Source organism: Vibrio sp. B172a (assembly GCF_030248355.1).
In the GTDB taxonomy this organism is placed as follows: Bacteria; Pseudomonadota; Gammaproteobacteria; order Enterobacterales; family Vibrionaceae; genus Vibrio; species Vibrio owensii.
The window spans coordinates 320,408-344,155 of sequence record NZ_JAHGAC010000008.1; the positions used below are offsets into that span (position 1 = coordinate 320,408).

Below are 23,748 nucleotides of genomic sequence, written 5' to 3' on the forward strand. Positions count from 1 at the left end.
TGAATTTGGATGGTTAACGCCGATTAATCAGACGGTTACGAACAACTATCAATCAACGTCCAGCCTGAGTATGGGTCAGCCGGAGTGAGAGTCGAGTCTGTCCAACGGTCGGCTTCATACAAGCTGCCTTGGTAGGTCACTTGTTCGCCCGGTTGGTACTGTCTTTGTTCGAACTCTGGGATGTCGGCACAAATGCCATCACCGCCACCGCTGTTATCACCAACGACTTTCAATGAAGTTGAATCCGAGGCATTTAGCTCGCCATCAGAAACTTGCAATGAAATCGTGAAGGTGAGGTCTGGGTCTGTGACCGGAGTCGTTACCACTAGCGTGTCGCTATTGGCGTCGCCGACAACTGTCAGGTCAGAAGGGACACTCCATTGATAGCTAATCGAGTCACCATCCGGATCAGAAGCGTTAGCGGTAATGGTCACGCTTTCGCCGCTGTTCACCTGATAGTTCGGAGACAGTGAAACGCTTGGTGGATTATTGTTGACTGGTGGCTTATCGCCGCCGTCACCGCCCCAAATTGAGCCGTCACAATCGTTGCCAACCAAACACGTTGGATTTTGCGCGTAAGCGTCGACTTTGTTGTCTAGCCAGCCGTTGTCCGTGCCGTTTGAGCCAATGGTAACGACCGCCGTAGTTGAGCCACCACCCCATAACAAGGCAAACACGTTGCTCTTCGGTAGATCTTGCATAGCCACGTGAGACCAGTCGTAGCCCGCATCTTTTTCTAGCAATTCGCGAACGTTGCTCGCACCGTTGTAAGTGGTTGGATTGAGCTGCTTGTCGAGTAGGCCAGTACGTACGTTGTTGATGTCCGTGCCGATGCGCGCATCACCCATAAAGTAAGAGCCGCCAGACGCTTCATGCTCTACGTTGATCAGTGTATTGCCTTCATCTTGAGTCGGCATGTGGCCACCTGGGATTTGCCAAATCATGGCCGGAGACTCAACGCCATCACTGATGGTTTTCACATACGATAGGTAACGCGTCCAGCTGGTGGCGTTGTACGCGTAGTTCGCGATCGCTTCTGAGCCAAAACCGTCACGCTCATATTTATCGAACACAATGTAATCTGGTTGGTAAGTGCCAGTGTAAACATCCAGTGAGTTTACGAAGTTCGCCACTTCTTGGCCTTTGTCGGCTGATTGGTCGTCGGTTTGGTGAATCCAGTTGGCTGAGCCTACCGCCCACAAGTTGATTTGCCAGCCGTAAGTTACGTCTTCTGCCAACCCATTCATGATGAAGTTGAGTGACGCAATGTAGCCTTTTAGTGTGTTCTCGAATTGAGGCACGGCCACTGGTGGTTGATAACCGTAAGTCGTCTTCATGTAATCCAACGCACGTGCCAGTTGGTCATTCACATTGACCGCGCCCGCTTGGTTTAGGTCGTCTACATGGCTTGGATTTTTCTGTAGTTCACCTAAGAAGTCAGGGTTAAGCACAAACGACATTGGCGAGCTGCCATCACCAGCCGCGTACTCTTGCGCCGCAATGGCTTGAGTAATGAAGGTCGCGTAATGTTTGTAGAGCAATTCATCATCGACTAAGTCTGTCCAGCTTGCACCACCACTTGCATTTGCGGTGTAAACCACCATCACTGGCAGTACGTGATGGCCTGAAAGCTCAGAAGCACTTTGTGCGTTCGCGTACGTTCTATGCAGTGGAAGCTCGTCTTTCGCCAAGATAACACCTGGATCACCAGAGCCGCTTAAACCCGCGTATTTGAAGATGGCATTAACCTTGGTTGCACCGATTTCATTGGTGGTCTGTTCGCTGTCGTTCGTCACCGTGCCGTTTGCTACGTAGTCTGGGAAGCCTTTGACTGCAAGACTCATCGCTTCGCGGAATGGCAGCGTCAGCAACAACGGAGCATCGCTTTGTGTAACAGTGACAGAGTCATCCCCGTCATAGGAGTAACGCGTCTCTCCAGCAAACACAGAATCGATTTGGATATCGTACTCACCCGGCTTAATGTCGTCAGGCAAGGTGAATGGCGAGCTAGTAATTTCGTAGCTGTAGCGACTAGAACCATCTTTCGCGACAAGGTTGAGCACAATTGGCATCGCTTCTTGAGGTAAGTCGACAATACTTGCTTGAACGGTAGTGAAGTCGTCACTCGCGATAGGCGTTTCAACGATGTTGGTGCTGATTTCCGTCGCCGTGTCTTTGTTGACCAAGACATCGAGGTTGTCGCTCGGTTGGTAAAGCACGTTGTTTACCGTAATAGGTGAGTAGGAGAGATCGTATTTGTGGTTATCAAGCAGTTTGCTTATGTCGATCTCGCCGCCAAATGGCACCACTAGGCTGCGTTCAACGTCTTGTGTGCCTGCCGCTTTCACGGTGGCATCTGTGGTTAGGCTTGCCGTAATGCCATCCAGTGCAGGCATTGTGAGCGAGATGCTTGCGTAGTAGATAAACGCGTCGTACTGCACGGAAACACTCGGCTGCGTTGCATCGCTATCGACAGTCACGGTTGAGGTTGGCGAGGAGGCGTGGGCAATCCCCATTTCGCTCGTTACATCTTGAGCGGTGACTTGATATTCGCCATCTTGGAGGTGCTCTAGAACGAAGCTGCTTCCCCACGGCACAGACACGGTCTCACTGTAGTTTTCACCCTCGACCAAAATCGAGGCTGCGGCTAGGCTGGCATGTGGTGCACTTGGTGCCTGTAGGGTGATTTTGCCTTGAAGCGCAGGATCATTCTTGATGATCACCTTCTCGATGTGCACGTCGTTTCCATCGATGTAATCACCATTGCTGGCATTAAGACCAAAGAAGATTTGAGCTGTTTGGCCATCGTTTAGAATTTGTGACGTGCTGTCATGAGTAAAGACAAACGTGTTGGGAGCAGGACTGCTGACAGTAAAAGGTGCGCCCCATGAACTATTCACCGTCGCGTCTTTGTCTGACGTTACCCAAATCTCTGCGTCCGCCAAGTCTAATTGCTGACCCGAGATATTCTTCAAATCGACCTGCGCTTGTGAGTACCACTGGTCAACCTGTGGCACGGTTATTGTGGCAGAGACTGACTCGCTTTGAGCGGCCGTTATGATGTTTTCTTGTGTTGCGCCGAGTGCAGAGGTGGCCATGATTGGGGAACCCATGAGCACCGCGGTTACCATCAAACTGATTGTTGTTTTCTTCATTGTTGAATCCTCATCACTTGCTTTAAAAAGCTAAGTGACTGTCCTTGTTGATTTTCTATTCGTGGGGGATTTCCGGCGAGGACTTCAAACACTAAGCAAACGTCACAAAGAGAGGGAAGCCCCTTGATCTAACCACTGCCGAAATCACTCATATTTTTTGCTTACATCCAGTTACAAATGAAAAGAAACAACTCAAAATTTGAAGGCCGATTCAGAAAAAAATCACCATATGCATTCATGTTTATAAATTGAGCTAATTTATTGATTGGGATGAATATTGATGTCAATTATTGATGGCTAGAGTATTTACTTGATTAATGCTTTTGGTTGGGTGGGAGAGCATTGTTGGGGCGAATAAAATGAATTGCTAATACGATGAGAAAAGTGGATCTTGAGCCCAAAAATAAGCTGGTACAGAGTCAGAATAAGCGGGATAAAGTGATAAATTGGATGGCGATTTTGGTGTTCAAAGCGGCCATCCAAGAGGTAAAAATCAAGAGCAAAATCGCGTTGAAAGGGTTAAGCGCGATAAAACTTACTGTCGTTGAAAACGTCACGATCACGCGGATCGTTCGATAGGAACATCCACATCTCTTTCATGCTTTGTTCAAAGAACTCTTCTTCAAACACCACCATAGAGCAATGTTCACCAAGCCCAGTCACGAACGGTTCGAGCGCTTCAAACCCAATGCGTTCGATGTCTTCAATATCAATGAAATACAGCTTTTTATCGGTTCTTTGTTCGCTTTCTGTGGGTAATTTGCCTTTACCAAGTACAGAGAAGTTAAGCTCAACGGTTAAACCCGTACGGTTTTGTTTGAGCTCATAAACCGCTTCGGTTTGCGCCATCACGCTGTAGTTCAAATCATCAAAGTAGCTCAGTGTTTCTTGCTTCATTGGGTGCATAAGTCTTCCATAAATTGTGCAGTTGAATCTGATGAGATTCCGTTACAAGCCTTTCAAGTATTGAGCGTTTGCCGTTGGGTGAATCGCGGTATTAAGTGCTTCAACATGCTGCTCATTGTATTCATTCAGCAGAGCGGTAAAGGCATCGATCAATTCAGGTTTGGTCATCGTGACTTTGGTTTCTGTCTGGATCTCGCGCAGATCGATCAACACGTCAGTTAACAGCTGCGGCAAATCTTGCAGCACTTGTAGGTTCAGCACGTTGTGCTCGCTGTAGATCGAGTTGTGACTGCCTTTTTGTTTTTGCACCACATACGGGTTGTCTTTTAGGTTGATGATCGATGTGCGCTTGTCACAACGCTTCAAGCAGCCTTTGTTGACCTTAATCTTGCGGCAGCCCTCGGTTTGTTGGAACAAACATTGGCGACTGGTGAGCAGAGTGTTCGGGTGGTAAATACTGTAGTAGCTGCGCATGTTGTGCGGGCGCTTAATGTGGCGCATCTGCTTCATGTTCAGCTCGTTAGAGATAAACGCACCGCTTGCGGCGAACTCTTCTTGCAAACATTTGAACGAGTAGGAGTTCACTGTGTTCATTTGCGGGCCTGCAACCCAACCTAATCCCAGCTCTTGAGCCAAAATGCCCACGCCAGAGTTGTTGGTGATCGACAATTCTGGCTTCACTGCTTCTAAGAATGCTCGTGCGGCTTGGTAATCGTCACCAATCAAAATCGCAGGGAACCAAGGTTTCAATCTTGGGTTTGCTTGGAACAGCTCAATCATCGCATTCAGTTCACCCGCTAACCCCATGGGTAGCTGGAAGTACACATCGACATTGCTGTCTTCGCATAGTGCGGTATCTTCTACTGATGAAATCAAGACAGATAGCTTCGGAGCGCCTTCGCGCATATCTGGTTGAGGCAGCGTCGGCAAAGTCGGTACATCAATCGCGCCTTTTAGGCTGCTGCCAGAGGCTTGCGTTGAAGTCACATCAAAATCTTGAGTCTTCTCTGCAACCTTCTCAATGATAGCGGTTTTGTCGTCGTAGAGCTTCTTCTTCACGCCTTGCACATCATCGGTGGATTCACATTTGTAGATCTTTGAGAAGTGTTTCACTGAGTGATCGCGAGGGTTATCGATGTACATCGCTTTACCGAAATCACCTTGCAAAAACGCGTTAGAGAAATCGCGGTTAAATACGGTGTACAACTCTGTGGTGTCGTTTGACAATTCTACGCCTTCGCACAAGCGATCAATCTGTTTACGCCAGTTATCGACTACGGTGTAAACGTAGTGGGATTTCTTAATGCGGCCTTCCACTTTCAACGAATACACGCCCGCATCGGCAAGCGCTTCTAAATCGCCAAATGCCGAGTTGTCCTTCATGTTGAGTGGGTAACTGTTACCAGTTTTGGTAGTTTCGTATTGCTCACGACAAGGCTGGCTGCAACGACCACGGTTGCCCGAAGCGCCGTTACGTGCAGAGCTGATGTAACAGATGCCAGAGAAACCAATGCAGTAAGAGCCGTGCACAAACACTTCCATCATCACGTCATGCTCACGACCAAACTGAGCCAGATGCTTGATCTCATTGATGTTCAGTTCACGAGAGAGGTTCACGCGGCTCGCCGTCAACTGATTCAGGAACAAGATCTGTCCTTCGTTGTGCGTGTTGAGCTGAGTTGAAGCGTGTACGTCTAGATCTGGGAAATGATTCTTGAGAATGTAAGCCAAACCAAGATCTTGCACGATCACGCCATCAATTGCGGTGGTGTTTAACTGGCTGAGCAAACGCACGATGGCTGGGATTTCGCTTTCCAGTATCAATACGTTCAGAGTCAGGAAGATCTTACAGTTGTGCTGATGAGCTAGCGTCAGCACGCCATTCAAGTTATCTAAAGTGAGGTTGGTCGCTCGGTTGCGGGCATTAAAACGGTCTAGTCCGCAGTAGATAGCATCGGCACCCGCAGCAATGGCAGCTTTGATGGAATCCAGATCGCCGCCCGGGGCTAATAACTCAAATTGATCGCGTGTCACTAGTTATCTCTTACTCAGTAAAATAGGTCACGTATTTTATGTGCTTCACGGTTTTAATGTTGGACTGATTAACGCTTTATTAATCTGAATCAATTTTCACTCTGAGTCGGTCTATTGTTGATAAGGAAAGCCGAAAATCAAACACGTACAAGTCGCGAGTATGGGTCTTGGCTTCTATAGTTTTTGGGTAGTGAAATCGAAGCATAAGGAATAAGCAGATGGTAAAAGCAATGACGGTAGGATTGGTCGCAGTGTTGGCGTCGTTTTCCTCTTTGGCAGAAGAAAGTGTGGTACGAGTTGCGAGTCAACATTCGGTGCAAGATACGGCGAATAAGTTTGTCGAAATCGCGCAAAGTAAGGGCTTAAACGTGTTTGCGCGTGTGAATCACCAAGAGAATGCGGCTAAGGTCGATATGGATCTAAGACCAACCGAAGTGATTGTGTTTGGTAATCCCAAAGTGGGCACGCCATTGATGCAATGTGCCCAAGAGGTAGCGATCGATTTGCCGCAAAAAGTGTTGGTTTATGAAGATGCAGAAGGCAAAACTTGGCTCGCTTACAACAACCCTATGTATCTAAAAGAGCGCCACAAGATTGAAGGGTGTGACGAGGTGTTGACCAAAGTCAGTGGTGTGCTGAGTAAGCTCACAGGCGCGGTTGCGAAGTAGTTTCGTCATGCTGCTCGCGGTCTTTCCATGTGTGAGCAGCATTCTGCAAGCCAACCGTTACGGTGAGCGGCATTGTAAGCACCTCGACAACAGCGCAGCCAATCTCGTTTACTTGAGAAATAGGACGCGCTGCCTTTACAGATCTTAAGCGTCCATTTTGAACGTGCAGAACGCATGTGGGCGCAGCACCTTTTCATCCAATTATTTCGGTGGGCGGCGAAGTAGGCTCCGCTGCATCCTTCTTGCCACGCTGTTCGTGTTTTGTAATCTGCAGCGCTTCTCATACACGCATCGAGCGTCCATTTCTTTTGTGTTCTTGGTTCGCCCATATGAGCGCAGCATTGCTCTAGCCACCCTCGATTTCTTGCCGCTTGATAGGCGCTTTTACAATGGCTAATCCATTCCGTACGAGTTTTGAATGGTCGGGCACTTTGGATACAGGCTGATAAGTTCCACTTAAGTTCGATTGGTTTCATGTGGGTGCAGCAGTCTTCTAGCCAACCGTTACGGTTAGCTGCGTTGTAAGCGCCGCTGCATCCGCGCTGCCAGTCGGAACGAGTTTTGTACCGTTTGGCGTTTTCTGCACAGGTTTCAAATGTCCACTTTTTCCCTGTCCGAGAAGGGAGCATGTGGGCGCAGCAATCTTCAACCCATCCGTTTTTTCTGGCGGCATGGTAAGCGCTCTTACAACCATGATTCCATGCAGAACGAGTCTTGTATTCAGAGGCGCTTTGTTTGCATTTTTCGTACGTCCATTTCAAGCCGACGCGCTGCATATGAGCGCAACATTGGTCGAGCCAGCCGTTGCGATACGCCGCGCTATAAGCCGCTTTGCATCCTTCACACCACTCCGTGCGAGTCTTGAATTTTGCTGCACTCTGTTTGCACAGCTCTAGGTTCCATTTGCCCCGTTTTTTGGGTAGGTCCATAAGATTCATAAGCGCACCCCTTCAAAGTTTCTGAATAAGGTTGAAAAGCCGTTTCCCTAAAAGTTTTGCCTATCTTGTTCTCTGAGGAACTTACTGATGTTGATAGGCGATAATGTTGATTGTGTTGCTTTTATGTACGGTTATTCGGGGCTTTCGGGTCAAATTAAGCAGAATTTACAGGCGGGAAAAACAACAAACCCCGCAACATGACGGGGTTTGAAACTAAATGGTTGAAGTGGGTATTACGCCAGTTTGAAGGTTGCCACTTTCGAGTTGAGATCTTCTGCTTGAGACTTCAACTCAGATGACTGATTCATCGACTCTTCTGCACCGATAACCAAGTGGTCCGTCACGTCTTTGATTGAAGTAACGTTTTGGGTGATTTCATTGGTCACGTGGGTTTGCTCTTCCGCGGCGGTGGCGATTTGGGTCGCCATATCGCTGATCATCGCCACTGCCGAGTTGATTTCATCCAGCGCTTGAGAAGCACGGTCAGCATCTTCTACCGAGCCTACTGCCAGTTCAGAGCTGCGTTCCATCAAAGTAACAGCACGCTGAGTCGTGCGTTGTAGCGTTTCGATGGTGGATTTGATCTCTTCTGTCGATGTATGAGTACGTTGAGATAGAACACGTACTTCATCTGCAACCACAGCAAAACCACGGCCTTGTTCGCCTGCACGCGCGGCTTCAATCGCGGCGTTCAATGCAAGTAGGTTAGTCTGCTCTGCAATGTCACGAATGGTCGACAGCACGGTATTGATGTCTTGAGCATGTTGGTTTAGTTCACTGATCACGCCGCTGGCTTGGTTCACTTCCGAAGACAGGTTGTTGATCGAGTCTTTGGTGTTCACTACCAACGCATGACCATTTTGTGTGCTCACGGAAGAGTCTTGTGCTACTTTAGCCGTTTGCTCAGCGTGAGAAGCGATCTCTTGCGTCGCAGAAGCCATTTCCGTTACTGCCGTTGCCACAAGTGTGATTTCTTGTTGCTGGTGGTTGAGCTCGTCAACAGATTGGTTTGCACGTTTGGTGCTCAGCTCTGACTGATGATTCAAGTCTTCCGCTTGGTGACGAATGTGGCCGATAAGCTGCTGAAGGCTGGCAACGAACTGGTTGAAGTTCTCTGCCAATTCACCCACTTCATCGCGGTTCTCGACTTTGATGCGCTGAGTTAAATCACCGCTACCATTGGCGATTTGCGATAGAGCATTTGAAACGTTGTAAAGCGGACGGAATAGGATGTTACACAGCAGGTTAAACAAAGCCACACAGATGATCACCACGATAGTCGTCGCGATGATTTGGCCCCAAACTGCGTCGTAAAGTGGGGCAACCAAAGAGTCATTATCCAGAACCGTGACCGTTGTTAGTTTAGTGCCGTCGATGGCTTTCGCGTAAACCACGAAGTCTTTGCCGTTGATGGACACGGTACGATCTTGACCAGAACTTGCTGCCGCTGTGATATCGCTGTTGTTCAGCCCCAATTTGCTGACAGGCTGGTTAAGCAGTTTGCTGTCATTGTGGGTGAAGATATTGCCTTGGTCGTTGGCGATAAACATGTAACCTTCACCAGGCAGAATCACTTGGTTCAGGCTATTTAGGATGTCACCAATTTCCACGTCTGCACCTAGCACGCTAGTTTGACCGTGAAGCTGCAACGCCTTGCCCAAAGACACCACGTTCGCGCCAGTTGCTGCAGCGACTGTAGGGTTGTCCATAAAGACTTTCGAAGGGTTTGCGATTGCGTTGGTGTACCAACCCCATTGACGAGGGTCGTCGTTACCCGGTGGAAGGACAACACCGTTCGCGTTGTCTTGAGAACCGTCTGAATACGCAAGGAAGACGTTATCAAACGCAGCAGAATCACGAACTTGTTTTAGGTGGGTCACAATGGCGGATTTCTCGGCATTTTGTGACAGTGATGTGAGTGCGCGCTCTTTCGACAGCAGCCAATCGCTCACATATTGGTTGTAAGATGCGCTGGTACTTTCTAGGCGTTGTGCGACTTCAACATCAAGTCGCTCCAAAGCATCACGGAAAGACAGCCCCTCCACCAACACTCCCCCGAGGATGATGGCAGCACTGGCAGAAATCGCCAGCTTGTTCTTCAAAGATAAATTCTTAAGCATAAAGGTATCGTTGGCTCTTATATTTATAAAAATGGGTATTTCGCGCGAACATTATATTTTAGTGGTCAAAATAAATTCCGATCTATGTCGCGTATTTGAGTCGTATCAACCTCAATGAGCAAATATTAAACAATGCGTATTGCCTTTTTGCGCTAACTTGATTAATAGCGAAGTGTTATCTAAGACGTTGTAAAACCTTCTCATTTTATAAAATGTGAGCTAGATCTTACTATTCAGGCGTAGTTTTCATATTAAATATCAAGCATATGGCGTGCTCGATATATTGCCTCAATTGATTATTATTAGGGACGATAGTTATGCGTAGCACGTTGTTACTCACCGCATTGTTGCTGTCAGGGTGTGCTCTGATTCCCCTGTCGACACCGCTTCAAACCGATCCGAATTGGTACGTTGATCAACTGCCTAATGGGATGAAATACCACATTTATCCAACCCAAGATGAAGAAGTCTCGGTACGTTTGATGATGAACGTTGGCTCCTTCCAAGAAGACGCGACTCAAAAAGGCTACGCGCACTTTATTGAGCACATGGCGTTCAACGGCAGCACTCACTTTTCTGGCAATGACGTTGTAAAGCTGTTTGAAGCATCAGGCGGCAGCTTTGGTGCAGATATTAATGCCACGACGACTTATCAACAGACGACCTACAAGCTTGATCTTGCTAATCCGAGTAAACTGGATGACGCGTTAACGTGGATGCGTGATATCAGTGATGGCATCGAGTTCGACCCAACGCAGGTAGAAAAAGAGAAAGGGGTGATATTAGGGGAGTGGCGCCGTGCGCGACCTGATGATAAATCGCTATCTTTTAACGCGTACCAAGCTTCTATTGAAGGCACGCCTTATGCGGAGCACGATCCGATTGGCACGCGCAGCTCAATAGAAAACACGACATCGCCAGCGCTAAAAGCATTCTATGACAAGTGGTATCAGCCGCAGTACGCTGAGCTAATTGTCACAGGTAATGTTGATGTCGAATCTATCTCAAAGATCATTGAGAACAAATTCTCTAACTGGGAAAGCGTTTCGAATGCGGCAGTAGAGAAGCGTCGTGATATTCGAGTGAATAACGCTAATCGCATTCTACCAAGCAGTAAGATGGAATCACCGAGCCTGCATTTGGTCATCGATCGGGATTCTGTTACTCGACAAACCATGCAGCAACAACACAAAGCTTGGCAAGATGAGTTGAGCGCCCAGTTGATCCAACAACGCTTACTGACGGTGTTGAATGATGCGGCGGAATCGTTCCAATACGCTTATGCGCAACCTTATTCTTCCAACTATCATCGCATGATGTCTGCTGGGGTTTCTTTTGCTCCTGAGCGCCGTGACAACATCCAACAAATCTTCTTGAATACTCTGACCTCGCTGCGTGATTATGGTGTGACTCAAGAGGAACTGGATGGTGTGATGTCGGGTTGGTATGGCGAACTGTCTAACCTAGATGCTGATTGGGCGAAGCGAAAGCCTGCTGGTTATGCAGAAGCGCGAGTGTATCAATTGGAGCGAGATTCAGTATCGCAATCCAAACAAGGGTATGAGCAAAGCTTAGCCACCTTTGTCGCTGCTAATGACCTTAACCACGCGAACGATGAGCTGGAAGCCCTGTTATCGGAACCGGCGAATTTTGTGGTGGGATTAGGTAGAACAGAAAGCAAAGAACAGTTTGCAGGTGAGTTTGCGTTGTTAAGCGCAGCTTACGCACAAGCCGGTGAAAAGCCGCTTGAGATGTACGCGAAAACCGATGGTTTTATTCAGCCAACTAAAGAAGGTGACATCACCGCCGTTCGAGAAGAGAAAGGCGGTTTCCAAGTTTACTCACTCTCAAATGGCATCGAAGTTTGGTTCCAGAAAGATGAGAAAGCGGCGAACCGAGCCTACATTTACTTAGCCAGCCAAGGTGGTAAGGCTGCACTTGATAAATCACTCTATCCTGCGTTTGAAGTGGCGACCATGGCGGCGGCACGCAGTGGGCTGGGGGATTTCTCAGGTTCTGAACTCGACAGCTACTTGCGCAAAAACGACATTTCCCTCTTCCCGATCCTTGGACCAACGAATCACGGTATTGAGGTCATCACACCCAAAGCACATTTAGCCAGTGCCATGAATGGTCTGTATAACGTGGCGACGGAAATCAAAGTCGATGAGCGTCAACTCGAAGCGGTAAAACGTGAATACGTCCAACAGCGACGCGCTTTCTTTGAATCACCAATGGGCCAGTGGATTAAGGCCGCAAATGAGAACGCATACTTGCCGAACAGTCGCCATCGCCTTTTGTCCATCAATGGCGCAGAGAACGTCACACCGGAGCAAGTGTTTGCGATGCACGAAGCCTTGTTCAAGCATAACTACGGTTACAAAATGATCATCGTAGCCGATGTCGAACCTGAGCAGATCACACCATTGCTGCGTAAGTATGTTGCATCGATTGATCTAAAACCGGCCGCGCCTGTCGATTACCATATTGAGTTTGATCCCAATGCGAAAAGTCGTTTGGTCATGGCCGCAGGTAACGAGCCATCTTCGCTGTATTTGCTGCGTTTAACCAATGAACGAGAGTCTCCGAGAATGGCACGTGATACGGTGGTTGAAGACATGCTGCAACGTATCGCTGCTGCACGTGTCACCGCACAATTACGTGAAGAAGCAAGCTTGGATTACAGCCCTGGTATCTACCCAATTACACAGGATAGGGAGCAAGTTTCGGATTGGTTCTTTGAATCACAAATCGATCCAAAAGACGTCGACAAGATGGACGCTCAGCTGGATAAAATCTTTGATGGTCTAGCGAAAAACATCACGCAAAAAGAAGTCGATACTGCCGCTAAACAACTTGCTGTTTCTATGAAAGATGTGGATGACAATCCGGGACAACGCAGTTGGTCATACACTCGCTACTTAGTGCATGATTACGGGCTTGATGTCTTGCTGGACGTTGATAAAGCAGCGCAAAGCGTCACGTTAGAAGAGGTGAGGGCGAAAGCGAAACAGGCCTTTGGTAGCAAAGCCAAACGCACCACCATCATTTTAAATCCGCAACAATAATCATCAAAAGGGCGACATTCGTGTCGCCCTTTTGTTTTTGCGCGGTTAGGTAAACTCGGTTATCTGTTTTAACCGCACTGGCAAGGTGTGGTTTCGCCTGTCTTTATTTGTTGCTTATACGCTTTAACGGCTTCTTTTCTTGCCGCATCAAGATCAGGGCGACGCACCACGACTTTCATCCCCGATTTAGGTTTTACCTTGCAAGCGTAACGAGGCTCACCGTCCACTTCCACTTTGCATACATGACAGCAACCGTGTTTACGTTTGTTCTTCAAACAAGGTGCGGCGATATTCACTTTGACCTTGCGTGCTACCTCAACCAGATTTTGGTCGTCAGGTGAAAGGGTGATTTGGTGGTGATCAATCTCGATGATTGCAGGTTTAAAGGTAAACATAGGCTCTTAAATTTGGGTTAAACAATGACTAAGACGACGGACAAAAGAAAAAGACGAAGGAAATTGGAAATTATTTGTCGTTTTTGTCATATCAGTCTTTGCTTATTTTTGTGACGGAAAGTCTCATATTTGTCAGGTACAGGAAACCATGTGGTATCGATTGAGTCTCACCTAACTCCAAACTGAAGTTAATGAAGGTTCCCCCAATGAAACGCTACCTATTGTCGACGATTCTACTACTAAGCAGCGCAAATGTATTTGCAGAAGCAGCACCAACTCAACCTGCAGCGCCAAAACCATTTGGTTTAGAGAGCATTACGGCTGATCAACAAGCGAAGATTGAAGAGATTCAAATCAATTTAAGCAGCAAACTAGCGGGTCAGCAGGATCCTAAAGCAGTACAAGAAAGCGCGAAGCAGTTCGAGAAGCTAGTGAAAGCGTCTTCTTTTGATGAAGCAAAAGCCAAGCAACTTATCCAACAAGCGCATGCAAAACAGCTAGACACGCAGCTGGCTCAACTTAAAGCGCAGCACGATATCTACAATGTTCTAACCGCAGAGCAAAAGTCGACGCTAGAGAAGCGTCAACAAGAGCAGCTTAAAAAGTTAGAAGCGATGAAGCAGCAACAAGCGCAGTAATCGAAACCACTTTTTACTCCCTATAGAATGTTCAAGGCTCCCAATTGGGAGCCTTTTTTGTGCAAAGTTACGGCGAAATAGAAGGAAAAAGTAGAATTTTAGTGTGATTCAAGTTCAAGTCGAATCGGCATACATCGATTGTACGATGATACTTTTTACAGTGTAAAACTCACAGGCATATAGTGGCGGCGAATCAGTTATTAACGACAATATAAAGGTCTAAAATGAAAATAAAAGCCCTACTGTGTTCTACTCTTGTTGCAGTGACAGCCCTACCTACTTTTGCCGGTGAGACCAAGCTGGATGTACGTTTTGGTCACAACACCGCGTCTGATATTCGCGATAGCCGCGTGAAATTTATGCATACTTTCGACACGGGTTTTTACTTTAGTGCCGAAGCCGCGCAAATCCACAATGATGGTTACTTTGCTGGCAATGACTCTAATGACCCAGATAAGAATGGCTTGAAGGCAGCGGCACAGGAGTTTGAAGCAACTTACAAGTTTGATCTTGGTGAAGATTGGTATTGGGCGCCGGGTTTGGTGATGGTAACAGCTCCGAACTGGACGGAATACCGACCTTACTTAAAACTTGGTACGACATTTGACAATGGCGTGTCTCTAACGGGTCGTTACCGCTACAACTGGTCAAACGATGCGAATGGTAAAAACTACCTTGATGGTTCTGGTACCACTCGTGGTGCTTCTAACCAGTTTGACCTTTGGATCTCGAAAAACTTCGGCGATGTGGGCCTGATGTACAACCCTCGATACCGTTACCAAGATGGCGTAGATCAAGGTACGGGTCGAGATGACTACTGGGAGCACACGATCATGGTTAACTACAAGTTGAATGAAACTTGGACGCCATACATGGAGCTGGTTTCTGTCGATGAAACCTATGTGGATGAACAAGGTAACCGTGAGAACGATTACGCAGTGCGCTTAGGTTTTGTGATGAACCTGTAGTAACGAAAGAAATCAAAAAAAGCGGTCATTGACCGCTTTTTTTGATCGGAAATAAGAGCAGAGGCGAATTAAAAAGTGAGCAGCTCTTTGCCGATTTTATCAACGATATTAAGGATATGGATTTGCGACTCTCGACTATAGAGAGAGATGCCATCCACTTGCTCCTCCAAAGGAATATTCAGGTGGCTCGATTGCGCCAATGTAGAGCCTTTTCGACTGATTCCCATCACCTTAAGACCTTTTCTTTTGGCGTTGTGCGCCATCTCAACAACGGCTTGTGTCTCCCCAGATTTACTGATTAACAAGAGCGTTCCGAGCTCAGCCCGCGTTAGCTGGTGGATATCTGTGATCACCAAGTGAGGAATATTCGCCAGAGAAAGAAAGCGCGACAAATAGTTCACACTCACAATCGATGCGCCGCGAGAGTACAGATACACAACAGGGGAGCCGCTCAGTGTCTTTGCCACTTGTGAAATGACACTTTGCTCGCACTCTTCACCCTGTAGGTTTTGTGCCTGTTCTTTCAACTCATTTGCCAATTTATAGCGCAACTCTGTGTAGCTGGCATACCCCATTTTTTTACAAACCCGATTGACCGAAGTTGTAGTGGTAAGTGCCTTGTTGGCTATGGTCTTTGCCGAGATCTCATGCAGCTGACTGGCGTGCCCAATCAGATACTCGTAGATAACGCGCTCTATGCCTCGAAAAGTGTTCATCGCTTTTGACTATCATTGAGAAAACTGTCGGTATTACGCTTGAAAATGGCCGCGTTGTCTTTGCGTCGGATCACAGATGTATCGTGATACGTGAGTTGTATGAGGAAACAATATCTGAGCCGAGTTGGGGTTCATATACTGTCCGCAGTAAAAAATAACAAGGTATAGACCCATGAGTAAAAAGAAGCTGGTTGCAGTCACCGCCTGCCCTACAGGCATTGCACATACCTTTATGGCAGCTAAAAAAATCAAAAGCTGGGCTGACAAGCATGGCTATGAAGTCAAAGTGGAAACCCAAGGCAGCGATGGTGTGAAAAACCGATTGACTGCTCACGATATCGCAACCGCTGATGGTGTCGTGCTAGCCGTTGATGTACCCATCATGGACATGGAGCGCTTTGATAATGCCAACCCATTAAAAGTGCGAACTCAAGAGTTGATCAAACATGTGGATGCTTTGTTGCCAACGGTTTTCCAACGTGGCAAAGAAAAGTCGGCGGCATTGAGTGAGCTTCCAATTGAAGAAAAGCGCTCGGCGTATCAAGTCGCGATCGGCCACATCATGACCGGTATCAGCTACATGCTACCTGTCGTGGTTTTAGGCGGCCTTCTCATGGCGGTTGCCAAGATCACCGGTGAGTTCATAGATATCTCCGGCACTCCGATTCAAACCTTGGATAAATTGGGCTTCATGACCATTAAGTTCATGTACCCAATCTTTGCTGCATACCTTGCCTATTCTATCGCTGGTAAACCCGCTCTGATTCCTGCCTTTATTGGCGGCGTGATGAGTGACGAAGTGTACAAACGCTTTTTCGACCTAGAGGGGTGGGCGCCTTCTGGTTTCTTTGGCGCCATCGCGATTGGTTTCCTAGTTGGTTATCTCGTACGTTTCTTGAACGACACGATCAAAGTGAAATCAGAGCTTACCACGTTGAAAACCATGCTTGTGGTGCCGGCGATTACGGGGGTGGTAATGGTGTTGACGATGGAATACATCATCAATCCACTCTTTGGGGCTTTGAACATCGCCATGATCAACCTGTTTACTGAAGCAGGTGATGCTGGCCGTGGTATTTACTCAATGGTCATTGCGGCAGGTACGGCATTTGACTTGGGTGGACCAATCAACAAAGCCGCAGGCTCCGTTGCGTTAGGTCTTAATGGCATGGGCGAAGGCTTTGATTTGATTGCCCGTGAATTGGGCATCGTTATCCCGCCTATCGGTGTTGGCCTTGCAGCCTTACTTGATGGCAAATTCCGTCCGCGAGTGTTCTCTCCAGAAGAGCAAACCGTCGGTAAAACGTCTTTGATGCTGGGCTTAATTGGTATTTCAGAAGGAGCGATTCCATTCATCCTAAAGAACCCGAAGATGATTCCAATCATGATCTTAGGTTCCATCATCGGTACGCAGTTAGCCGTAGTGCTGAACGTATTCCAAAGCTTGCCATTACCGGCAGTATGGGGATGGTTCCTATCGTCTGACCCTGTGAGCTACACCATTTCTGTTATTGCTGGCTCTCTGTTTATTGCTGTGGCTCTGCTGCTTTGCACTAAACCTCAGCCTACTCAAGCTTAACCATTTTCAACGGAGGAAGACGCATCTTCCTCCAATAAAATTCAGACCAAGATTTAGAGACAACGCCAATGGCTAAAGTACACGTAATTCCTCACACTCACTGGGATCGTGAGTGGTATTTCACCCAACAGGATAGTGATGTACTCGCGACTTACAATTTTACCAAAGTAATTGAAACGCTTGAAAACACCGAGGCTTATACCTGTTACCACTTAGACGGCCAGTCCTCTATTGTGGAAGATTATCTTAAAGTCCTACCTTACATGCAGGAACGCATGGCTAAATTGGTTTCAGGGAAGAAACTGTTTATTGGACCATGGTACACACAAACCGATACCTACAACGTCGCCGCAGAATCGATCATCCGTAACTTGAAATACGGTATGCATATCGCTGAGGAACTCGGCCACAGTATGAAGGTGGGTTACTTACCAGATACCTTCGGTCATAACGCGCAAATGCCTACCATTTTTAAAGGCATGGGTATCGATAACATTATCTTCTGGCGCGGTATTGACTATGACCAGCAGGTCGAAAAATCGCACTTCTTCTGGCGTTCGACTGGGGGCGACGAGATCTATGCTTACAACCTAGTTCATGGTTATGGCGCAGCGAAGAACATCAATGCGACGCCTGATCATCTGGATAAGAAAATCTTCCCGATGGTAGAAAAGATCAAATCACTTTCAGGTTTGGATGAAGTGTTGATTCCATCGGGTGGTGACCAAGTGAATATCGACCCTGAGTTACCAAAAACCTTACAAGCCGCGACTGAGCGCTCGGGTAAAGATGTTTACGTGATTTCATCGATGGAAGCGTTTGTTGATGTGCTACGTGATAATGACCAAGCGTTTGAAACGTACCAAGGTGAGTTCAAGTTGCCACGCTACACGCGCATCCATAAAACCATTGGTTCAGTCCGTTATGACATCAAGAAACTCAACTTTGAAATTGAACAGTTCTTGTTGAAGAAACTTGAGGTGGTGATTGCCATCGCGAAGGCTCAAGGTATTACCGTACACACTGAGTTAGTCGATATCGCTTGGAAAAAAATCCTTGAGTGCCATGCCCATGACAGCATGGGTGGATGTAATAGCGATGCCACCAACGCCGATATCATGCATCGTCTCAAGCAAGCGGAAGAGATTTGTCACGGCCTTTACAACCTCGTTATCAAAGAGATTGCCAGTGCATGTCATGATGATGAGTTGATGTTATTCAACGGTAAAATGACACCTTACAACGGGATGGTCAAAGCGGTTGTATTTAGTGCGAGCGAGAACATTTCGGTTCTGGATTCTGGTCAGCCTCTACCGATTGAAGTGCTCAAGAAAGAAACATTGAGTGGCGGTAAGATCATTGAGGTAACGAAAGACGGCGAGAAGGAAGTCGACGTACCACCATACTACCGATTCGAGCTGAATGTGTTTGTTTCTGAATTACCTGCAATGGGGTATCGCGTTTTTGAAGTTCAAGCTTGTGAGCAAGCCAATGCAGAGCAAGTGAACAGCGAGCAAACGGTGATCGAAAACCAAGCATTGCGAGTTTCTTTAGAGCAAGGCCAATTGCGCTTAGAAGACAAAATTAATGGCCGCGTTATCGAGCAATTATTGACGTTTGAAGAGCAAGCCGACGATGGCGACTCCTACGATTTCTCACCACTGGAAGGTGATACACCAAACTACAGCACTTCGCTTGAGTGGTTGTCATGTACGGTTGGTGAAACGCAACAAAGCTTATCTGTTCGAGCAACGTTAGTAGTGCCGCACGATCTGACGGCACGACAAAGTGGTGAGCAGAATAGACAAGCGGTATTCGACATAACGATGAGTCTGGTTAATGGTGAGTCCCAGCTTCTGTGTGATATCAACACATTGAACAACACTTGCGATCACCGTGTACGCGTTCTGATTAACTCAGATCTTCAGACTGATACTTCGATTAGCACTCAACCTTTCGCACTGATGGAGCGTCCTGTTGCTCCCGACCTAGCGCAATGGCGTGAAAAGTACCGCGAGTGTCCTATCGATATTGAAACCACAGATGGTTCTGTCGCGATTGCTGAGTCGGAGCGAGCTTTGATTATAACGGGACGTGGCCTTAAAGAGTTTCAGGTATTGAAAGGCTCAGAAAGCGATAAGATCGCTCTGACTTTGTTTAAGTCGACCGGACGACTTGGTAAGGATGACTTGTTATGGCGTCCGGGGCGTGCATCTGGCATCAACAACACAGTGGTATATACGCCTGATGCTCAACTGCAAAAAGCGATGAGCTTTAGCTTTGCTCTGGCTCTGTGTGATAACGCCCAGCACAAGACCATTCGTCAGTTAGAACGCCGTTATTTGGACCAACCTTTTGGGTACCAAAAACAATCGCTGAACAGTTTTGAAAATCGTCTCGAACGCTTCCAAGTTCGCTTTGAACCGAGACAGCATTCACCTTCATTCAGTCTGTTCTCATTGCCGCAAGCGCTGGAACTGTCCAGTTTAGGACACGCCTTCTACCGTGATAATGCGATCATTCTGCGCGTGTTCAACCCAACTGAGAGCCCAATCGAGCTTGACCTTGATTCGCTGAAACATTTTGCAGATGTTGAATTGGTGAACTATCGCGAGCAGCCACTCGATGGCGCTTACATTGTGCGCCCGAATAATAGCTTAGATGTGCGTTTAACGCTTGGTAGCAAAGAGAAGTAGGAGAGAATCATGATTGCTAATTCGATTTACAACAAAGTTGCCAAGCTGTATGGCGAGGCCAGCGCGACAAAAATTACCGATGATATTCTTGCTTTAATGAAAAAGTGGCAAGACAAAGCACCGCAATATCAAAATTGGGTGGATCAACGTACCTCTTACTTGATCACCTACGGCGACAGTTTTTCTACTCAAGCAGAACCCACGCTGGCGACGATGAAGACATTCGCTGATCGCCACTTGAAAGGGGCATTGAGCAACATTCATATTTTGCCAATGTTCCCTTACACCTCGGATGATGGTTTTAGTGTGGTTGACTACCGTCAGGTGGATCCTAATCTCGGTGATTGGGATCAATTGAATGCACTATCTGAGAACTTTGACCTGATGTACGACTGTGTCATCAACCATATCTCTAAGAGTAGTGACTGGTTCCAAGGTTACCTAGCGGGTGATGCGAAATACCAAGACTACTTTGTAGAGTCTGATCCGAGCCTTGATTATTCAAGTGTAACGCGCCCCCGTGCGTTACCGCTCCACACTCCGTTTAGCAAGGCATCGGGTAAGACTGTACATGTATGGACGACTTTCTCGGATGATCAAATCGACATTAACTTCCACAGCCCGAAAGTGCTTTTAGAAAGCATCGATATCTTGTTGATGTATGCGGCGAACGGTGGACGCTCGATTCGTCTTGATGCGATTGGTTTTATCTGGAAAAAGCTCGGAACCACATGTATTCACCTAGAAGAAGCGCATGAAATCATCAAGCTATGGCGAATCATTTTGGATGAAGTGATGCCAGGAACATTGTTGATCACTGAGACCAATGTGCCGCACAAAGAGAATGTATCCTACTTTGGGGGCGGCGATGAAGCGCACATGGTTTATCAATTCCCACTGCCGCCATTAACGCTGCACGCTTTGATGAGTGAAAATAGCGAGACATTGACGCAATGGGCGACTTCGCTGACAAATGAAGCGATGGCGCGACTCGCTCAAGGTGATAAAACTACGTACTTTAACTTCCTTGCTAGCCATGATGGGATTGGGGTTCGTCCAACGGAAGGCATACTGACCGATGAAGACCGCCAAATGATGTGCGCGCAAGTCGAGCGCAAAGGCGGTCGAGTGAACTACAAAAATAACGGTGATGGAACTCAATCACCTTATGAGCTGAATATTAACTACCTCAGTGCAATTACCGAGCCGACTGACAGCATTGACGACAAAGCGAAGAAATTCATCGCAGCTCAATCTATCTTGCTCTCATTCATCGGTGTACCCGCGATTTATTACCACAGCTTGTTGGGTAGCGAAAATGATGTGCAAGGTATGCTCGATTCAGGGATTAACCGACGCATCAACCGTGAAAAATTGGATTTATCTGAGCTAGAAAGTGAGTTGGCAGATGAAGACTCACTGCGCTCAAAAGTATTCAAATCAATGACGCACTTATTGAACCTTCGTCAGCAATACGCCGCATTCTCACCACAGGCTTCTCAACAAGTCTTGAATTTGGGTGATGGTATCTTTGCATTGCAACGTGGCGATGGTGAAGAAGCCATCCGTTTTGCGGTTAATCTGACATCACAAGCTCAAGCTGTTGTGTTAGCGGATTCTGGCTTTGACCTGATTAGTGAACAGTTGATGTCAACAGAATTTGAGTTGGCGCCGTACCAGTTTGTTTGGCTGACACAGCAAAAATAAGGAACACATCATGAAACTTGCCCAACTTACAACTCCTGAGCTGATCATGCTTGATGCTGTGTTTGAAGATCGCTTCAGCGCCATCAATGCACTGACGGACAAGCTTGAACAAACCGGCAAACTTACTAATAAAGCACAATTTCTTGAAGCGGTATTAAAGCGCGAAGAGGAGGGACCGACGGCCCTCGGTGAATACTTAGCCGTGCCTCATGGCAAGTCAGAGGCAGTGAAAGAGCCTGTCTTCGCATGTGCATTTGTCAAAGATGAGCTGATGTGGAAAGGCCTAGATGGCGATGAACCAGTCAACATGATTTTCTTGTTAGCGATTCCGCCAGCAGAGGCGGGTTCGACACACATGGAGGTGCTCACTACGTTGACTTCATCGCTGGTTGATGATGATTTCCGTGACCAGTTACTCGCTGCGCGCACTACTCAAGAGATCATGGCGCTATTTGGAGAAGATGATGCTGATAGCGAGCCTCAAGTTGAACAATCAGAAGTTGAATCGGCGCAACAAGATAATGTCGCAAAAGACATCAGCAGTATTGCTTACCCAGTAGTGCTAGGTATTGGTGTGATCATCTCGGCCTTTTTGTTCTTACTGCTCTAATCGAATCGTTGGCTGGTGGAGCTTATGAAGCCAGCCAAATCATAGAGGGAAAAGTCGCAATGTAGATTTGCACCTTTTCCTCGTCATGTACTCCTCGTTTTTTAAATCACGCTCATTTCGAGTGGGGTTTCGTACATCCCAAATTTCGCTGATATGAAGAAAAATCTATTTAAACTAGAGAATGTTATCCAAAATTACGCTTGGGGAAGCCAATCCGCGCTCACTGAGCTATTCGGTATTGAGAATCCAACATCTCAACCGCAAGCTGAGCTTTGGATGGGGGCTCATCCCAATGGCTGCTCGCGATTGGTCGGCTCTGAATTAACGTTGGCACAACTTATTGAACAATCTCCGACTCATGCGCTTGGGAACTACACGGACCTGCGCTTCGGTCAGTTGCCATTCTTATTTAAAGTATTGGCTGCCGCTAAGCCGCTCTCGGTCCAAGTACATCCAAAGTTGTCCAAAGCAAAAATGGGCTTTGAGAAAGAAAATCGCGCTGGCTTGGCACTTAATGACTCGGCTCGCAACTACAAAGATGGCAACCACAAACCAGAGTTGGTTTACGCACTTACCTTCTACAAGGCGATGAACGGATTTCGTTCGGTTGAAGACATCATCTCTTTGTTTGAGCAGGCGAGAATTACGGTTCTTAAGCAAGCGTTGGAGCAGCTTAAAGCATCTGCAAATGAACAGGGATTAAAGTGCTTCTTTGCCCGGGTTATGAGTTTAGAGGGGGAGGATAAATCATTAGCGTTAAAGCAATTAAACCAAGCCTTAAGCGAACCTTGCCGAACACTGAAAGCACGTGAAGCGTTTGAGCTAATTCGCGAGTTTGCTACAGAGTTTAGTGATGATGTTGGTCTGTTCTCCCCTCTCATGTTGAATATTGTTGAGTTAGAGCCAGGGGAAGCGATGTTTCTTCAAGCCGAAACGCCGCATGCTTACGTTCAAGGTGTTGGTTTAGAGCTGATGGCTAACTCGGATAATGTGCTTCGCGCGGGCCTCACACCAAAGCACATGGATTTACCTGAGTTGATGGACAATACTCGTTTTGAAGCCACCGATTTAGAACAGATTCGTCTTTCTCCTATCGTGAAAGAGCATAAGGTAGGGTTTCCAATTCCCGTTGAAGACTTCAACTTTGAACTGATAACTATTAATGGAGAAACTTTGGCGGAGTTTGTCCGTGGGCCGGAGATTCTATTCTGCTTAGAAGGAACGTTACAAATCAGTTGTCCTTATGAAATGGTTACTTTACAAAAAGGCGAGTCAGTGTTTGTTTGTTCCGGAGCCAAGCAATATCAAATTTCAGGAAATGGCCGGATTGCAAAGGCTTTTAACTAGAATCGAAACCACTTTTTACTCCCTGTAGAATGTTCAAGGCTCCCAATCGGGAGCCTTTTTTGTTTGGTTTGCATTGGTTTGCGTGTAAAGGTTTGGCTTTCCGCTGGTGATTACTTACTCAGAGACACTTCGAGAGCGTGTGTGATGTCGATTCAATAAAACTGTCATGAGAAGTAGATCACAAAAAATACGCTACAAAACAA

At 47.1% G+C, this 23,748-nt stretch carries 16 protein-coding genes; 9 read left to right on the forward strand and 7 right to left on the reverse strand.

Annotated features, from left to right (window positions below; all coding sequences use genetic code 11):
* Positions 1–35: 35 nt before the first annotated feature.
* The 3 genes from KIT90_RS11345 to KIT90_RS11355 form a co-directional block, all read right to left on the reverse strand.
* Positions 36–3,155: a hydrogenase expression protein gene (locus tag KIT90_RS11345; protein ID WP_285376733.1), complete on the reverse strand. Its 3,120-nt coding sequence runs from the start codon at positions 3,153–3,155 to the stop codon at positions 36–38.
* 519 nt (positions 3,156–3,674) lie between these two features.
* Positions 3,675–4,061, reverse strand: coding sequence for a hypothetical protein (locus tag KIT90_RS11350; RefSeq protein WP_285376734.1), 387 nt, complete (start codon positions 4,059–4,061; stop codon positions 3,675–3,677).
* 42 nt (positions 4,062–4,103) lie between these two features.
* Positions 4,104–6,095, reverse strand: coding sequence for a peptidase U32 family protein (locus KIT90_RS11355; RefSeq protein ID WP_285376735.1), 1,992 nt, complete (start codon positions 6,093–6,095; stop codon positions 4,104–4,106).
* 218 nt (positions 6,096–6,313) lie between these two features.
* Between KIT90_RS11355 and KIT90_RS11360 the strand changes: the two genes are divergently transcribed.
* Positions 6,314–6,763 (forward strand): DUF302 domain-containing protein, encoded by a 450-nt coding sequence (locus tag KIT90_RS11360; RefSeq protein ID WP_285376736.1) that lies wholly within the window; start codon positions 6,314–6,316, stop codon positions 6,761–6,763.
* Positions 6,764–6,768: 5 nt separating this feature from the next.
* Here KIT90_RS11360 and KIT90_RS11365 read toward each other — a convergent pair whose 3' ends face one another.
* Together KIT90_RS11365 and KIT90_RS11370 are read right to left on the reverse strand one after the other, a co-directional pair.
* A complete protein-coding gene (locus tag KIT90_RS11365; protein ID WP_285376737.1) occupies positions 6,769–7,701 on the reverse strand; it encodes a hypothetical protein in 933 nt (310 codons plus the stop codon).
* A gap of 233 nt (positions 7,702–7,934) precedes the next feature.
* Positions 7,935–9,821, reverse strand: a complete 1,887-nt coding sequence (locus KIT90_RS11370; protein WP_285376738.1) for a methyl-accepting chemotaxis protein — start codon at positions 9,819–9,821, stop codon at positions 7,935–7,937.
* A 317-nt stretch (positions 9,822–10,138) separates the two neighbouring features.
* Between KIT90_RS11370 and KIT90_RS11375 the strand changes: the two genes are divergently transcribed.
* The gene (locus KIT90_RS11375) at positions 10,139–12,889 is read left to right on the forward strand and encodes a pitrilysin family protein (RefSeq protein ID WP_285376739.1); all 2,751 of its coding nucleotides are present in this window, start codon (positions 10,139–10,141) and stop codon (positions 12,887–12,889) included.
* A gap of 68 nt (positions 12,890–12,957) precedes the next feature.
* On the opposite strand, the gene KIT90_RS11380 is transcribed toward KIT90_RS11375, so the two are convergent.
* The gene (locus tag KIT90_RS11380; RefSeq protein ID WP_005434274.1) at positions 12,958–13,284 is read right to left on the reverse strand and encodes a 2Fe-2S iron-sulfur cluster-binding protein; all 327 of its coding nucleotides are present in this window, start codon (positions 13,282–13,284) and stop codon (positions 12,958–12,960) included.
* A 206-nt stretch (positions 13,285–13,490) separates the two neighbouring features.
* Between KIT90_RS11380 and KIT90_RS11385 the strand changes: the two genes are divergently transcribed.
* Positions 13,491–13,922: a Spy/CpxP family protein refolding chaperone gene (locus KIT90_RS11385; RefSeq protein ID WP_009706585.1), complete on the forward strand. Its 432-nt coding sequence runs from the start codon at positions 13,491–13,493 to the stop codon at positions 13,920–13,922.
* Between the two features lie 224 nt (positions 13,923–14,146).
* Positions 14,147–14,890, forward strand: coding sequence for an oligogalacturonate-specific porin KdgM family protein (locus KIT90_RS11390; protein ID WP_258492396.1), 744 nt, complete (start codon positions 14,147–14,149; stop codon positions 14,888–14,890).
* Positions 14,891–14,958: 68 nt separating this feature from the next.
* On the opposite strand, the gene KIT90_RS11395 is transcribed toward KIT90_RS11390, so the two are convergent.
* Complete coding sequence (locus tag KIT90_RS11395) at positions 14,959–15,606, reverse strand: MurR/RpiR family transcriptional regulator (protein WP_285376740.1); 648 nt, start codon at positions 15,604–15,606, stop codon at positions 14,959–14,961.
* Positions 15,607–15,778: 172 nt separating this feature from the next.
* Here KIT90_RS11395 and KIT90_RS11400 point away from each other — a divergent pair, with 172 nt between their 5' ends.
* From KIT90_RS11400 to manA, 5 genes are all read left to right on the forward strand, one after another.
* On the forward strand, positions 15,779–17,185 hold the full coding sequence (locus tag KIT90_RS11400) for a PTS fructose transporter subunit IIC (RefSeq protein WP_285376741.1): 1,407 nt from the start codon (positions 15,779–15,781) through the stop codon (positions 17,183–17,185).
* Positions 17,186–17,253: 68 nt separating this feature from the next.
* Positions 17,254–19,881 (forward strand): glycoside hydrolase family 38 C-terminal domain-containing protein, encoded by a 2,628-nt coding sequence (locus tag KIT90_RS11405; RefSeq protein WP_285376742.1) that lies wholly within the window; start codon positions 17,254–17,256, stop codon positions 19,879–19,881.
* 9 nt (positions 19,882–19,890) lie between these two features.
* Positions 19,891–21,588, forward strand: coding sequence for a sugar phosphorylase (locus KIT90_RS11410; RefSeq protein ID WP_285376743.1), 1,698 nt, complete (start codon positions 19,891–19,893; stop codon positions 21,586–21,588).
* Positions 21,589–21,598: 10 nt separating this feature from the next.
* A complete protein-coding gene (locus KIT90_RS11415) occupies positions 21,599–22,198 on the forward strand; it encodes a fructose PTS transporter subunit IIA (RefSeq protein ID WP_285376744.1) in 600 nt (199 codons plus the stop codon).
* 153 nt (positions 22,199–22,351) lie between these two features.
* Complete coding sequence (gene manA / locus KIT90_RS11420) at positions 22,352–23,545, forward strand: mannose-6-phosphate isomerase, class I (protein ID WP_285376745.1); 1,194 nt, start codon at positions 22,352–22,354, stop codon at positions 23,543–23,545.
* Positions 23,546–23,748: the final 203 nt, after the last annotated feature.